This window comes from Collinsella aerofaciens (genome assembly GCF_015556945.1).
Lineage (GTDB): Bacteria > Actinomycetota > Coriobacteriia > Coriobacteriales > Coriobacteriaceae > Collinsella > Collinsella aerofaciens_AO.
On record NZ_JADNNH010000032.1, the window covers coordinates 14,529 to 29,364 of the forward strand.

At 60.5% G+C, this 14,836-nt stretch carries 13 protein-coding genes and 1 other RNA gene; 5 read left to right on the forward strand and 9 right to left on the reverse strand.

What is annotated here, in order from left to right:
* Positions 1-10 precede the first annotated feature (10 nt).
* Positions 11-1,273: a molybdopterin molybdotransferase MoeA gene (locus I2F59_RS08660; protein WP_195503888.1), complete on the reverse strand. Its 1,263-nt coding sequence runs from the start codon at positions 1,271-1,273 to the stop codon at positions 11-13.
* A gap of 210 nt (positions 1,274-1,483) precedes the next feature.
* Here I2F59_RS08660 and I2F59_RS08665 point away from each other — a divergent pair, with 210 nt between their 5' ends.
* A complete protein-coding gene (locus I2F59_RS08665) occupies positions 1,484-2,905 on the forward strand; it encodes a chloride channel protein (RefSeq protein WP_195503889.1) in 1,422 nt (473 codons plus the stop codon).
* Positions 2,906-2,991: 86 nt separating this feature from the next.
* A complete protein-coding gene (locus I2F59_RS08670; RefSeq protein ID WP_195503890.1) occupies positions 2,992-3,954 on the forward strand; it encodes a diacylglycerol/lipid kinase family protein in 963 nt (320 codons plus the stop codon).
* Between the two features lie 87 nt (positions 3,955-4,041).
* On the opposite strand, the gene I2F59_RS08675 is transcribed toward I2F59_RS08670, so the two are convergent.
* The 4 genes from I2F59_RS08675 to I2F59_RS08690 all read right to left on the reverse strand — a co-directional run bounded on the left by I2F59_RS08675 (position 4,042) and on the right by I2F59_RS08690 (position 7,973).
* Positions 4,042-4,422, reverse strand: coding sequence for a peptide chain release factor family protein (locus I2F59_RS08675; RefSeq protein ID WP_195503891.1), 381 nt, complete (start codon positions 4,420-4,422; stop codon positions 4,042-4,044).
* Between the two features lie 83 nt (positions 4,423-4,505).
* On the reverse strand, positions 4,506-5,084 hold the full coding sequence (locus I2F59_RS08680; RefSeq protein ID WP_022095227.1) for a xanthine phosphoribosyltransferase: 579 nt from the start codon (positions 5,082-5,084) through the stop codon (positions 4,506-4,508).
* A gap of 160 nt (positions 5,085-5,244) precedes the next feature.
* Complete coding sequence (locus I2F59_RS08685; protein WP_195503892.1) at positions 5,245-6,549, reverse strand: MFS transporter; 1,305 nt, start codon at positions 6,547-6,549, stop codon at positions 5,245-5,247.
* Between the two features lie 140 nt (positions 6,550-6,689).
* Complete coding sequence (locus I2F59_RS08690; RefSeq protein WP_022095229.1) at positions 6,690-7,973, reverse strand: O-acetylhomoserine aminocarboxypropyltransferase/cysteine synthase family protein; 1,284 nt, start codon at positions 7,971-7,973, stop codon at positions 6,690-6,692.
* A gap of 229 nt (positions 7,974-8,202) precedes the next feature.
* Here I2F59_RS08690 and I2F59_RS08695 point away from each other — a divergent pair, with 229 nt between their 5' ends.
* The gene (locus tag I2F59_RS08695; protein ID WP_229065419.1) at positions 8,203-8,649 is read left to right on the forward strand and encodes a C-GCAxxG-C-C family protein; all 447 of its coding nucleotides are present in this window, start codon (positions 8,203-8,205) and stop codon (positions 8,647-8,649) included.
* A 70-nt stretch (positions 8,650-8,719) separates the two neighbouring features.
* Here I2F59_RS08695 and I2F59_RS08700 read toward each other — a convergent pair whose 3' ends face one another.
* The 3 genes from I2F59_RS08700 to rpsA all read right to left on the reverse strand — a co-directional run bounded on the left by I2F59_RS08700 (position 8,720) and on the right by rpsA (position 11,454).
* Complete coding sequence (locus I2F59_RS08700; protein ID WP_195503894.1) at positions 8,720-9,358, reverse strand: YigZ family protein; 639 nt, start codon at positions 9,356-9,358, stop codon at positions 8,720-8,722.
* Between the two features lie 226 nt (positions 9,359-9,584).
* An RNA gene (gene rnpB / locus I2F59_RS08705) (RNase P RNA component class A) lies at positions 9,585-9,946 on the reverse strand.
* A gap of 341 nt (positions 9,947-10,287) precedes the next feature.
* Positions 10,288-11,454 carry a 30S ribosomal protein S1 gene (gene rpsA / locus I2F59_RS08710; protein ID WP_022095232.1) on the reverse strand — a complete coding sequence of 389 codons (1,167 nt, stop codon included), beginning with the start codon at positions 11,452-11,454 and terminating at the stop codon, positions 10,288-10,290.
* A 316-nt stretch (positions 11,455-11,770) separates the two neighbouring features.
* Between rpsA and I2F59_RS08715 the strand changes: the two genes are divergently transcribed.
* Entirely contained in the window at positions 11,771-12,529 is a 759-nt protein-coding gene (locus I2F59_RS08715) for an HAD family hydrolase (RefSeq protein ID WP_195503895.1), read from the forward strand.
* Positions 12,530-12,718: 189 nt separating this feature from the next.
* Here I2F59_RS08715 and I2F59_RS08720 read toward each other — a convergent pair whose 3' ends face one another.
* Positions 12,719-14,038 carry an L-cysteine desulfidase family protein gene (locus tag I2F59_RS08720; RefSeq protein WP_195503896.1) on the reverse strand — a complete coding sequence of 440 codons (1,320 nt, stop codon included), beginning with the start codon at positions 14,036-14,038 and terminating at the stop codon, positions 12,719-12,721.
* A 272-nt stretch (positions 14,039-14,310) separates the two neighbouring features.
* Between I2F59_RS08720 and rpiB the strand changes: the two genes are divergently transcribed.
* Positions 14,311-14,778 carry a ribose 5-phosphate isomerase B gene (gene rpiB / locus I2F59_RS08725; protein ID WP_006234151.1) on the forward strand — a complete coding sequence of 156 codons (468 nt, stop codon included), beginning with the start codon at positions 14,311-14,313 and terminating at the stop codon, positions 14,776-14,778.
* Positions 14,779-14,836: the final 58 nt, after the last annotated feature.

The window sequence follows — 14,836 nt, forward strand, 5'->3', positions numbered from 1 at the left end:
AGCATTCCTCCTATAGCACCGTGCCCTCAGGCAGGTCGACACGCACGACATCCACGACGTCGCCCGCCTTGAGCTCGCACGGTCCTTCGTCAATACGCAGCAGGCAGTTGGCCCGTTGCATAGTTCCAAGCAGCGCCGAATTCTGCGTCTTGGCCTCGGTCACCAACAACTCACCGGTCTCGGGGTCGCGCAAAACCGTGGCGCGATCGAAGAAGCGGCGATGCTGTCGCTTTTTCACGCCGTGTGTGAGCGTCGCCTGCTGCACGGGACGCACGCCCTCGACAAAGCCGCGCATCTTGCGAATCGCTGGACGGGCAAGCATCTCAAAGCCTACATACGCCGCGGCCGGATTGCCTGAAAGCCCCAGGTAGGGCTTACCTGCGAGCAAGCCAAACGTGATGGCCTTGCCCGGGCGCATCGAGATGCGGTCAAACAGCACCTCGCCCTCGCGCCGGACGAGCGCCGTCACGAAATCGTAATCGCCCGCCGAGGCGCCACCGCTCGTAATGACAAAATCGCACTCCTGCACGGCACGATGCACCAGCTCGGCAATCGCCTGCTCATCATCGGGCGCAATGCCGTAGAACACGGGCTCGGCGCCGGCATCGAGTGCCTCGGCCATCAGCGCCGAGGAGTTGGAATCGCGAATCTGACCGCGCGCCGGTACCTTACTCGGTGCGACCAGTTCCGTGCCTAGCGAGATAATGCCCACGCGTGGGGCAGCGTGCACCTTCACACTCGCGTATCCGGCGCTTGCCAGCAGACCCGCGCCCGCCGGAGCCACGACCTCGCCGGCGTGCATCACAACATCGCCGGCATGAGCCTCCTCGGCGGCAGAGCGAACGTTCTCCCCTACCCTGGCAGGCGCCGAGAAGCGAACGTGCGAGCCCTCGTTGCCGTCGCCATCGAGCACGTCGACGATCTCGTACTTCACCACGGCATCGGCACCTTCGGGTACCGGCGCGCCCGTCATGATGCGGACTGTCTCGCCCGCGCCGATTGTGCCCCCAAACACATGACCCGCGGCCTCGTGTCCGATAACGTCGAGCGTCACTGGCGCATCGCCAGATGCCTGCACCAAGTCCGCCGAGCGCACGGCATATCCGTCCATAGCGCTGTTGGCAAACGGCGAGATGTCGATATCGGCCACCGCATCCTTGGCCAAGGGAAGACCGGCGGCCTGCCACACGGGAATCTCGACGAGATCGGTCGGAGTAACGTGCGACAGGACAATCGACTGTGCGTCATCCAGCGGAATGAGTTTCTCTGCCATATGCACCTCTTAATGCCACGGCGCACAACAGGGGCGCCGATTCTTTATGCTTGTCTCAGTATAATCCCCCGACGCACGACCGCGACTCGGCCCGTACCCGCAAATACACCTGTCGGTTGCAGGCCGCGAAACAGAATAGAAACCAACCCACCGGCTCGTCGCGTTTACCGCGTTTTATAATGCTTGCGTTGCAACCTAAAAGAGGAACATATGGCTCATAACGACAAACCCGAAAGCGCAAACGAGGCGCAGGATCATTCCCAACCGCTCGACGCCGGCGGCTTTTTCTCCCTTAACGACGTCATCATGGCAGGCAGGCATCAGCTCACCCGCTCCGAGCATCTCTTGGCTGTCGACACGCGCCGCAACGTCCGCAACCTATTCGCGAGCGCCAAGTTGCTCATACTCGTCGTCATCGTCTCGCTCGCCATGGGCGTTGCCGCTTGGGCGTTTTTGGCCTCGCTGAATATCGCGACCGACTATCGCGAGCACCATGTGTGGATTTACGCGCTGCTTCCCGTTGTGGGCGTTGCCACCGCATGGGTGTACAAAAACCACGGTCTCGCCGCCAAGCGTGGCAACAACCTGGTCATCGACTCCGCTCTGGGCACACGCCTCATCCATATGCGCATGGCCGTCCTCACGTTTGTGTGCTCCACGCTCACGCACCTAACGGGCGGATCGGCCGGTCGCGAGGGAGCCGCGGTGCAGATCGGCGGCACCATCGCCAGCAACATCTCGAGCCTCGCCCACCTCGAAAAGCATGACCATCACGACCTCATACTCGCCGGCATCTCGTCGGCCTTTGGCGCCGTATTCGGTTCGCCCCTTGCCGGAGCTTTCTTTGGCATGGAGATGTGCTTTATCGGCAAGATCGACTACACCGCGGGCATTTACTGCCTGGTCGCCTCGTTTACCGGCTACTTTACGTCGCTTGCCTTGGGAACCGAGTACGAGGCGAATGTCATCGCCAGCGTTCCCAACATGACACCCAAAACGGTTGTCATCGTTGTTATCAGCGCCATTATCTTCGGTCTGACGGCACGCCTCTTTGCCTGGTCGGTTCGAACCGTCAAGAGCCTGTACGGTCGCTTTATCACCAATTACCTCGTTCGCGCACTCATCGGCGCGCTCGTGGTTCTCGCGGTCTATGCGATGCTTGACGCCTGGGAGTATGCCGGCCTTTCCACGTGGCTTTCGGGTGCCGGGTTTGCCGGCAAGACTACCCTCGCCGACGCCGCCATCAAGCTCGTCGTAACGGCGCTCACCCTGGGCGCGGGCTTCCAAGGCGGCGAGGTCACGCCCCTGTTTGGCATCGGCGCGGCACTCGGTGGCTGGATCGGTTGCCTTACCGGGCTCGACCCCAGTTTTCTGGCGGCTCTCGGCATGCTCGGCGTGTTCTGCGCCGGCCTCAACGTGCCCATCACCACCTGCATGATGGCCATCGACCTGTTCCACGGCACGGCCGCCGGGTTCTTTGTCATCGTGGCCTTTATCAGCTACCTAACCGCCGGACACCGCGGCGTGTACCCCGCCCAGCGCATCATCTCGCCCAAGCGCCGTTCGCTTATTGTGGATGAGGGTGGTACGGTAGCGGATGCTATCGAGCGCCACAACGACCTGATAGAGTAGATGTAATAATCGCCGTGCAGCCACAATCAGGGGCAATTCGACCTGAGCGCGACCGCACTGCCATGTCACACGCCGGGAGCCGCCCCATGCACGCAACTGATTTTGGTCGCACGCTCATCATCGCCAACCCAGCCGCCCAGTCGGGTGCGGCGCGCGAAGTTGCCGAGCGCCTGCAGCGCTTTTTGGACATGACTGCACGCGCATCCCAGTTTGACCTGGTGCTTACCGAGCACATGGGACACGCCAAAGAGCTGGCCGCCCAGGCAACGGACTATCGCACCGTTATCGCACTCGGCGGCGACGGCGTGATCCACGAGGTCGTCAACGGGCTTATGACGCAAAAGGAGGACACCCGCCCCGCTCTTGCCGTCCTGCCCGTGGGCTCCGGCAACGATTTTGCCCAGACGCTCGGCATCGACGATTTCTCCGGCAAGGATTTTGGCGCGCTGCTCACCTGCGAGCCGCAGCGTCAGGACATCGGGCGCATTCGCTCTTGGAGCCCTGCGAGCGGCAGCGGCGAGGCTACCGTTGAGTACTTCGACCAGACGCTTTCGATCGGCATCGATGCCGCCATCGGCCTGGGCACCACCGAGCTGCGCAAAAAGACGGGTCTCACCGGCGCGCCGCTCTACACCCTCTCGGGACTTGAGCAGTTTGGCCTACGCTATCGCAACTACCCCATGACCGTCAGCTTTGACGGGGCGCCCGCCGAGCGCGTGAGGGCGATCATCATGGCGATTCAGCTGGGTCCTACCTATGGCTCGGGCTATCGCATCTGCCCCGACGCCGACCCCTGTGACAGTATGTTCGACGTCTGCTACGCCTGCGGCCCCGTTCCGCGCGCGGTCGCACTTCCCATGTTCCTTTCGGCCAAAGATGGCCACCACACCAAGCTGCCACCGGTTCGCATGCGCCGCTGTCGCCATGCCGAGCTCACCTTTGAGGAGCCCGACTACCCCATCCAGGCCGACGGCGAGCCCGTTGTCGCCTCACGCATCGAGGTCGACATCCTCACCGGCGCCCTCCACGTCTGGCGCCCCACCCGCTAACCCCTCATTAGTTGCGGTGAAATAGGGACTGTTTATGCAGCTAAAGCCGCCAAACAGTCCCTATTTCACCGCAACTTATTGAGAAGATCATTCCTCCCCGCCCGGCTTGCGTCGGTTGGCCTTTTTAATGGCGTTGAAGTGTTTGTCGTTGAGCCTGCGCTGGCGAGAGCGCTGAGGCACCTTGGTCTTTACGCGTCGGCGCGGCGGACGTCCACGACGCTCAAGCTCAGCGCGCAGCTTACGCAGGCAGCTGCTACGGTTTTGGAACTGACTGCGGCTCTCGCGCGCCGTCACGGTAATCCCCGAAGGGATATGCTTCATGCGCACCGCTGAGTCCGTCGTGTTCACGCCCTGCCCACCCGGGCCCGTCGCGCGAAACACCTGCACCTCGCAATCGCGCGCCAACTCCTCGACCGACATCTCGGCATAGTGCGCATACTCGCGCCACCCCATCTTGTTCTCATCCATATCAACACCTCCCCTCATACAAAAAATGTGACAAAGGGACAGTCCCTTTGTCACATCGCATACCAATCGCTTGTGTCGCGCGCTTAGGCGAAGGTGATCTCGCCGGTCTCGCAGTCCATATCGGCGATACGGGCCAGGCTCTCAACGCGGAAGCCGCGCTCGCGGAGCTTATCGCCACCGCCCTGGAAGCCCTTCTCCACCGCAATGCCAATACCGGACACCTCGGCACCCGCAGCCTCGCAGATCTTGATTAGGCCCTCGAGCGCGCAGCCGTTGGCCAGGAAGTCGTCGATAATCAGGACCTTGTCGCCCTCGGACAGGAAGCGCTTGCCAACGATGACCGGGTACTCCTTCTGCTTGGTAAAGGAGTAGATGGTCGTGGCATACTGCTCGCCGTCGAGGTTGATGGACTGCGCCTTCTTGGCAAAGACAACCGGCACGCCGCCAAAATGCTGGGCCGCGATGCAAGCCATGCCAATGCCCGAAGCCTCGATCGTCAGGATCTTGTTGATCTCGACGCCCTCGAACAGACGGGCCCACTCGGCACCCATGTGGTCAAACAGCTCAACGTCGCACTGGTGGTTGAGGAAGGCATCAACCTTAAGGACATTACCGGCCTTTACGATGCCGTCATGGCGAATACGATCCTCAAGCTCCTGCATGGCGCAACCCCTTCTCGCGGCAACGATACCGCGCGATTAATAAACGTTGTTCGATAGTCTACCACGGACCGACCCCCGCCCGCCCCACAAGCCGCATCGCACCATAAAGCTGCAAGACCAGTAGATAGGCCCAATTCGTGGCATACAGCCTCCCAAGACGCTAATAGCGGACGCGGATCCTCACCAAACGCACCATGGCGAGCGCAAAGCCCACAGCGGCCACAGCCATGAGCACGTAGAACACCGAACGGAAACCAAACAGGAACACATCCGGACGGCCTGCAACAAAACTGGTCACGGCCTCGCCCATCGCCACGCTCATCTGCCCATACAGGATATGCGACGCCGCCGTAATGCCCACTGCCATACCCGCATAGCGCGCCAGGCTACCCAGGCTGCCCGCAAAGCCGAGCGCTTCGCGCGGAGCCGAGCCCATGTACAGCGAGTTGTTAGGACTCTGGAAAATCGACGTACCGCACGACATAAACGCGACACAGCACACGATCACAGGGATAGAAGAGTGCTCATCGAGCGTGCTTACCGCAAAAAGACCGCATACGTACACGCCCAGGCCGACCGCCGTGGGGCCCTCGCAGCCAACACGGTCCGAAACCGTACCCGAAAGCGGTCCGATAAAGGCATTCACCATCGGCAGTGCCAAAAAGAGCAGTCCGGAAATGTCAGAACCAAAGCCGTGGGCGTCCTGAAAATAGAACGGCAGAATAAACTCGGATGCGCCAATGCCAACGAACACGATGAGCATGCAGGCAAGGTTGATAGTGAAGGCCGAATTTGCAAAGCAGCGACGAGCAGCCTCGATCAGGGACATGGGGCGCTCGCCGGCCTCCGGCTTAACATGCGGCAGCGTGTAGAGCCCCACGATAAACGAGATGACGCCGATGGGCAGGTTGATGAGGAAAATGCTCTCCCAGGGAAAGCTTGCCACCAGCATGCCGCCGAGCACGGGGCCACACATCATGCCGAGGGCCACGAAGGTCGCAAGAATACCCATGGCACGACCGCGCTCGCGAGCCGGAAACGACTCGGTGATGATACCCATGTTGTTGGCCATGGCCGCCGCGCAACCGACGCCCTGAACGATGCGTGCCAGAATAAGAACTTCGAGCGAGGCCGAAAGGCCGCAAAGCAGCGAACCGGCCGTAAAGACGATTACGCCCAGCTGGAATACGCCGACCTTGCCGCGCACGTCGCCCAGGCGGCCAAACGGCAGCATAGCCACGCACGTCGCAAGCAGATACACCGAGCTCACCAGCTGAATGCGATCGAGGCCCACGCCCAGCTCCTTTTGCATCACGGGCAGCGCCACGGTCACGACGGTCGAATCCAGACACGACATAAACGTCATGATGAGCACGGTAAACAGAATCGCCCATTTGTTCTTGCCATGGGTGTCGCCCTCTAGAGCAATGTGCTCGCGGCGCAGCTGCTCTGCAGTTTTCTCCATATCCATCCTTTCGAGTGGCGCAACACAAAAACGGGGCCCCATCGCCTGCGAACAGTTGCGATTGGGGTCCCGCCTACGGAATCGGAACGAAAGGTCGCCGAAGCTTTCTGCCAGCATCGGCGCCTTGTGCGAACGCTAGCCTAGCACTGCTCGAGCGCCTGCTCAAGGTCGGCAATCAGATCGGCCGTGTCCTCGAGGCCGCACGACAGGCGCACCATGTCGGCGGAAATGCCACAGGCGATGAGCTCCTCATCGTTCATCTGGCGATGCGTGGCATTAGCGGGATGCAGGCAGCAAGTGCGGGCGTCGGCCACGTGCGTGGCAATCTGGGCGAGCTTGAGGCTCTTCATAAAGGTCTCGGCCGCCGCGCGACCACCGTTAAAGCCAAAGCTCACGACGCCGCAGGTACCGTTGGGCATGTACTTCTGAGCCAGGTCATAGTACTTGTCGCCCTCCAGGCCCGGATAGCTCACGAAGCGCACCTTGGGATGGCTCTGCAGGAACTTGGCAACGGCCAGGCCGTTCTCGCAATGACGCGGCATACGCACGTGCAGGCTCTCGAGCGAGCTGTTCAGGAAAAACGCCGCCTGAGGGTTCTGCATGGGACCGAGGTCGCGCATGAGCTGCGCGGTGGCCTTGGTAATGAAGGCGCCCTCGCGACCGAACTTCTCGGCATACGTCACGCCGTGGTAGCTCTCGTCGGGCGTGGTGAGACCCGGGAACTTGTCCGCATGAGCCATCCAGTCAAACTGGCCGTGGTCGACGATCACGCCGCCCAGGTAGGCAGCATGCCCATCCATGTACTTGGTGGTGGAGTGCGTAACGATGTCGGCGCCCCACTCAAAGGGACGGCACATCACGGGCGTCGGGAAGGTGTTGTCGACCATCAGCGGCACGCCGTGGTCATGCGCGGCCTTGGCAAAGCGCTCAATATCGAGCACGGCAAGGGCAGGGTTGGCAATCGTCTCGCCAAAGACGAGCTTGGTATTGGGCTCAAAGGCTGCCTCGAGCTCCTCGTCGGTGCAGTCGGGGGCAACGAACGTGCAGGTCAGACCCATGCGCTCCATGGTATGGGCGAGCAGGTTGTAGGTACCGCCGTAGATAGCAGAGCTCGCGACCACGTGATCGCCGGCACCGGCCACGTTAAAGATCGCGAGGAAATTCGCCGCCATGCCCGAGCTCGTGAGCATCGCGGCAGTGCCGCCCTCCATCTCGCAGATCTTGGCGGCAACCAGGTCGCACGTAGGATTCTGCAGACGGCTATAGAAGTAGCCCGACTCCTCCAGATCAAAAAGCTTGCCCATGTGCTCGGACGTGTCGTACTTCCACGTGGTGGACTGGTAGATAGGCACCTGACGCGGCTCCGCATCACCCGGGCGATAACCGCCCTGAACACACGTCGTACCGATGGTCTGCTCGCTCATATCCAACTCCCTTACTTGGGTTTTGTTTTATTCGGTTCACGATACCGCTACCGCACACCCCTCTCAACCCATCCCCAAGGTGGGTTATGAGACAAATTGATCAGGGTATTTATCTCAAGCCTTGGGCATTTGCTCGATAGATAAAAATGAGGCATACATGAAGCTCTCGATGATTACGTGCACCGTCACGGGTACCATAGGCGGGTACACCGTGACCAAGGAGACAACGATGAAGCAAATCGATACGGCCCAGCTCGACATCACCGCCTGTCAGGCGCAAGCTGCCGAATACCACGCCCGCGGCTTTAACTGCGCCCAGGCCGTCGCCTGCACGCTCGCGCCCGCCGTCGGGCTCGACCCCCAGATCGCCTTTACCCTCACCGAGGGCTTTGGTGCCGGCATGGGCGGCATGACCGAAACCTGCGGCGCCATCTCGGGCGCCGTGGCCATCATGGGCTTTGTAATGAGCGACGGCATGGAAAACCCCAAGACCAAGGGCCAGACCTACAAGCTGTCGCGCGAGATCGCCAAGCGTTTTGGCGAGAAGAACACGACGACCGTCTGCGGCACGCTCAAGGGCGTCGGATCGGATAAGGGTCCGCTCCGCAGCTGCCCTGGCTGCATCGACGATGCCGTCGCGATCGCCTGCGATGTGCTAAAGCAGCTCGCCGAGTAAACGGCAGCAACGGAAAAACAAAGGCCGGCGTGCGCTTGGGATCCATCCAAAAGTACGCTGGCCGTCGCCGTTAGAACTCGGCAAATTCGGGGGCGCCGACCTCAATCTCCTCGCGCCCCGCCATAAGCTCGCGCATCTTAGCGCAAAACGGCTCCTGCTCCCCCGCCTTAAACACCAAATGAATCGTCACGGCATCCGCGTAATCGGTATCCGAAACCTTGGCGCCCGAATCCTGCGCCAGGCGAAGCACCTGTTCGTATTGCGGATAGGCCACATGAACATCAACGGGCACAACGCTCGTCATCTCAACGATCTGTCCGGCCTCCTGAGCCGCGGCCACCGCCGCCTGCGTCGCCGCGGTATAGGCGCGCACCAAGCCACCGGGCCCTAACAGCGTGCCACCAAAATAGCGCGTCACTACGCAGCAAACATTTTTGAGTTCCGCGCCACGCAACACCTCGAGCGTCGGCATACCGCTCGTGCGGCTCGGCTCACCATCATCGCTCTGGCGCTCGCGTCCATCGACTAAAATCCACGCGGGAACATTGTGTCGAGCGTCGTAATGACGCTTGCGAACCATCTCGATAAAGGCATTCGCCTCATCCTCGGACTCAATATGGACCAGTTGGGCAATAAAACGGCTCTTGCGGTCCACAAACTCGCCCGAAGCCTCAATATTCGATTGCAGAGTAAAATAGCTGTCCAACAAAGCCCCTCAACAACAAGCAAAGCAACAAACAGCCTCAATAATACGGTAAAGACAGAACCGTTGTCCTCGCCGACAAGAACGGAAACGCCAATAATGCCGTCACCAACAGCGAGAACCCGTCAGCGCGAGCAAGGTGCCTTGAAAGACGAGGGCATTGACCTTATGGTCGTGCCCGAAGGCTTGTAAGGCAGATTGCCGCGCTGACGGGTTCGCAGCGTCAACATAGTTGCCAAGTGGGCCTATAAGCCGGGTTCTGTCGTGAACGGTCATTTATCTTGTCTGCACGTTACCGTGCAGCTCCACGCACGCTACCCGAACGCGGACCGGGCCGGCCCATAGCGTTCCTATTCGCGCTTGCTCCGGATGGGGCTTGCCAAGCCGCCGTGTTGCCACGACGCTGGTGGTCTCTTACACCACCGTTTCAGCTTTTCCCTTTACGCCTTGCGGCGCAGGTGGGAGTCTTCTTTTCTGCGGCGCTTTCCGTCGGATCACTCCGCCCGGCCGTTAGCCGGCATCCCGCCCTCTGGAGCCCGGACTTTCCTCACGCGTACTGCAAGCAGCACATCGCGCGACCGTCTGGCCCACTCAGCAGTGCAAGAGTGTAACACACCGTTGCCGCAGGCAATGGCACAACGCAAACGCTCGACACGATAAACCAAGAACCGCCATGCGCTACAATGGTCCTGTCGATGGGCAACGTCGTCAGTCGAGACGCGACCGCGCTCCGCACCCCTCCGTCTACTCGGTGCGTTCCCGCCTCCTCCCCGAGGCGGGATGTCGGCATTTTTTCATGCACCGACAACCCAATAGCAAGCAGACAGACCGGACAGCATTGCGCACGGGCAGCATCGCGTACCTCAGCAACAAATGCAAAAAGGGACCCGTCCATTGCGGACGGATCCCTTAAAACAAGTGATCGTCAAACCGATTTACTCGGCGTCGGTCTCCTCGTCCTTCTTCTCGGAAGGCAGCGGGGTGACCTCGATCTCGACGCCCAGAGTCTCAGCAGCGGACTTCATGGACAGGGAGATACGACGACGGTCGAGGTCGATCTCCATGACCTTGACCTGAACCTTGTCGCCCACGTGGGTGACCTGAGAAGGCTGGTCGACGTGCTTGTTGGCCATCTCGGAGATGTGCACCAGGCCCTCGATGCCCTCGCCCAGGTCGACGAAAGCGCCGAACGGGACAAGCTTGGTCACAGTGCCCTCGACGATAGCGCCGACGGGGTACTTCTTGACCAGTGCGCGCCACGGATCCTCGGTGGTCTGCTTGAGACCCAGGGAGATGCGCTCGCGGTTGAGATCGACGTCGAGAACCTCGACCTCGACCTCCTGGCCGACCTTGACAACCTCGGAAGGATGGTTGACGTGGTTCCAGGAAAGCTCGGAGATGTGGATGAGGCCGTCGATACCGCCGAGGTCGACGAAGGCGCCGAAGTCGACGATGGAGGAAACGGTGCCCTGGAGACGCATGCCAGACTTGAGCTTGGACAGGATCTCGGAGCGCTCGGCCTTACGGGACTCCTCGAGCACGACGCGACGGGAGAGGACGACGTTGTTGCGGTTGCGGTCCATCTCGATGACGCGGGCCTCGATGCGGGTGCCCATGTAAGAGGTGAGGTCCTTGACGCGACGGAGGTCGACGAGGGAAGCGGGCAGGAAGCCACGCAGGCCGATGTCGAGGATCAGGCCGCCCTTGACAACCTCGATAACCTCGCCCTCGACGTTCTCGCCGGAGTTGAACTTCTCCTCGATGCGGTTCCAAGCACGCTCGTACTCGGCACGCTTCTTGGACAGGACCAGACGACCGTCCTTGTCCTCCTTCTGGAGAACCAGGGCCTCGATGGGATCACCAAGTGCAACGATGTCTGCAGGGTTAGCGTCCTTACGGATGGACAGCTCGCGGACCGGGATAACGCCCTCGGACTTGAATCCGATGTCAACGAGCACCTCGTCATGCTCGATCTTAACGACAGTGCCGTTAACGAGATCGCCCTCATCAAAGTCGGTAATCGTACCGTCGATGAGGTTGTTCATCTCCTCCTCGTTGACATCGTCAAGAGAGAAAATGGACGAGTTCTGAATCTCACTCAAAGGTGGACCCCTTTCGAACTACGGGGCCCCGATTGCTAGGACCTACAGAAGGGTGCGACAAGCACACAACGTTTAGGAACACTCGGGAGCCGACAGATACTAATGTGACGCTTATGCAATCACGTTCGTATAGGTTACGGGGAAATGGGTTCGATTTCAAGCGTGAACTGCGTTTTTTTACTCGTGTGGAGACTTTTTCGTAATCTTATGGACAGCCGTCTCCACAACTTGACGATAAGCAGTTTGCCCATACGCCTTTGAGGTAAAGTATCCGGAGCCAACGATTCTGGAACTATTTATCGAGAAAGGTGCCCGCGTGCTCGAAGCAGTCGTTTTCGATATGGACGAAACGCTTCTTAGCATCAACCTCAACGCATTCATCCTTCGCTATTTTAAGGATGTCTCGTCGATGCTCGCGGATATCGGTCGCCGCAGCCACGGTGGCACGATGGCACGCCTCGGCACCATCTTGGTCGACCTCAACGCCAATCGCCGAAGCGGCACGGATAATCGCACCAATCTGGAGTTCTACCAAGAAGAGGTTGAGCGCCGGTGCGGCATTTGCCTCTCGGACCCACTTATCTACGAGGCGTTTACCTACTACGACCGCGAAGTCCTGCCGTACAAGAACGACGATGTCATCAACGCCCACGCCATGCCCGGCGCACACGCCGCGCTTCAGGCCGTACAGGATGCAGGACTGCGTTGCGCGCTCTTTACCAATCCCAGCTTTCCGCAGGGGGCCATCGAGTGCCGCATGGGTTGGGGCGATCTGGCCGACGTCCCCTTTGAGCTCGTCACGCACATGGGAAACACCACCCGCTGCAAGCCCGATGCCACCTACTATCTAGAGCAGCTTCAGGTGATGGGGCTCGAGCCGCACGAGGTCCTCATGGTGGGCAACGATCCCAAACGCGACTTCCCCAGCCCCGCCTGCGGCATTCAAACTGCCTATGTTGGCCAGGGAAAACCCAGCCGAGCCACCTGGCACGGAACCATGGAAGACTTCGCCCGCAACTTCAACGCCGTAATCGAGGCCTTCTACGAGCACCAAGTAGCCAACGAACTGTCTTAGGACCCCTCGCTCCAAACAAAATAACGCCGCAGGTTGAGCATAAGTCAGCGAAAACGCCCCTAAGCGAGCAATGTGCCTTGAAAGAGGAGGGCATAGGCCTTCTGGCCATGCCCGACGATTGAAAGGCAAATTGCCGCTTAGGGGCGTTTGCAGCGTCGACTGGTTACGCGGTTTGGTAAAACCGCGTAACTAGCAGACTCGAGTCTTGCCGATCATGATGTTGAGGATCTCGACGTCGGTATCTTTCATGCCCACGCGGCCCACATAGCCCATGCTGGCAATCGTCTGCTCGACGGTATCCTGAATGAGGCCCTCGCCAGCGCGGAAACCGCGGCCCTGCATGGCCATATCGTGGCCCAGAATCGCAGCATCGACGGCGGCGGAAATCTTGGCGGCACAGCTTGCCTTGGCGCCATCGCACACGATGCCGCCAACGTTACCGAGCGTGTTCGAGACCGTCGCGCCGATCTGCTCGTGCGTGCCACCGCACAGCCAGGTAATGGCAGCACCGGCACCGCATGCGGCGCAAATGGCACCGCAAAACGCCGAGAGCGCACCAATATAGCTCTTGATATGCACGGCGATCAGATCGGACAGCATCACGGCACGAACCAGGCGTTCATGGTCGCAGCGCAGGTACTCGGCATACTCCATAACAGGCAGCGCGCAAGTAATGCCCTGATTGCCCGAGCCGCACACGATGGCGACCGGCAGCGCGCAGCCGTTCATGCGGGCGTCGGACCCAGCGGCTGCACGGGCACGGGCACGGCAGGCGACGTCATCGGCACGTGCGCCCAGCAGTGTGCGGCCCACCTCGGCACCCCAAGCGTGCGCCAGGCCCTCGGCACTGATTGCGCCATTCAGCTCAATCTGACGCTCGACGGCAGCGCGGGCGTCCTCAATGTCGCCGTCCTCGATAAAGTCGATGATGGACTCAATCGACATGGGCGTGTCGGCGTTATCTGCCGCACGCTCGGCCACGACGCGCTCGGCGCAGGCGGCACACTCCCCCGCCGACTTGCCGCAAACCGGAATACCGTCGAGCGTATGGCACGTGACGTTGGTGTGGTGATCGGTAATCTCGACGACCGCGGTATGGCCTCCGGCCGTGGCAGTCACCTTGATGTAGAGGTTGGGCACGCCCTCGACAAGCGACACATCGCAGTAGCCGGCGTCAGCGAGGAGCTCGGCCACGCGTGCACGGTCTTCATCGTTAACGCTCTCGAGCACCTCGAGCGCGCTCTTGGCGTCACCGCCCACGGCACCCAGCACGGCCGCGGCCTCAATACCGTGCATACCGCCCGAGTTGGGCACGGTCACGCTTTTGACGTTCTTGATGATGTTGCCCGAGCAGGCAACGTCCATATGATCGGGTTCACAGGTGAGCGTCTGGCTCGCCAACGCCGCTGCATAGGCAACGGCAATGGGCTCGGTGCAGCCGAGTGCACAGACAAGCTCGCGGTTCAAAACATCGCAAAACGCGGCATCGCGAAGGGAATCGGTAGGCATAGGTATCTCCTGCTTGCATAACGGACTGGACTCTCGATAATAGTTAACTCTATTTATTTGATAACAATGCATCAAAAACCGCAACCATGGTTCCGGCGGACAGTGCTCGAGCACAAATTGGCTGCATTATTCATGAGAAGCCGATCTTGTTGCATGCTAAAGCGTTTGACCAAAAAACGCCCGAGCGTTTACGCAAGAGTCGCGCTATCATGCAGTCGAACGCGGTAAACACCTTTAGCATTTGCGCCGCACAGACCAGAGAGGAACCATCCATGAAGATCGGTATCGGTAACGACCACGCCGCCGTCGAGCTCAAGAACATCATCTCCGAGCACCTGAAGGAGCGCGGCTGCGAGGTCGTGAACTTTGGCACCGACACCTCCGAGAGCTTTGACTACCCCATCGCCGGCTACAAGGTGGGTAAGGCCGTTGCCAACGGCGACGTCGACCTGGGCATCCTGATCTGCGGCACCGGCGTCGGTATCAGCCTGGCTGCCAACAAGGTAGAGGGCGTGCGCGCCGTCGTGTGCTCCGAGCCCTTCAGCGCCAAGCTCTCCCGCATGCACAACAACACCAACGTGCTCGCCTTTGGCGCCCGCGTCGTGGGCTCCGAGCTCGCCAAGATGATTGTCGACGAGTGGCTCGACGCCGAGTTTGAGGGCGGTCGTCACGAGCGTCGCGTTAACCTCCTCAACGAGATCGACCACACGCGCGGCCTCAAGGTCGTCGACGAGGCCTAAACTACTCAGCGCCACAAGCTAACAGCAGGGGCCCGCTCGGAACTCATGTCCGAGCGGG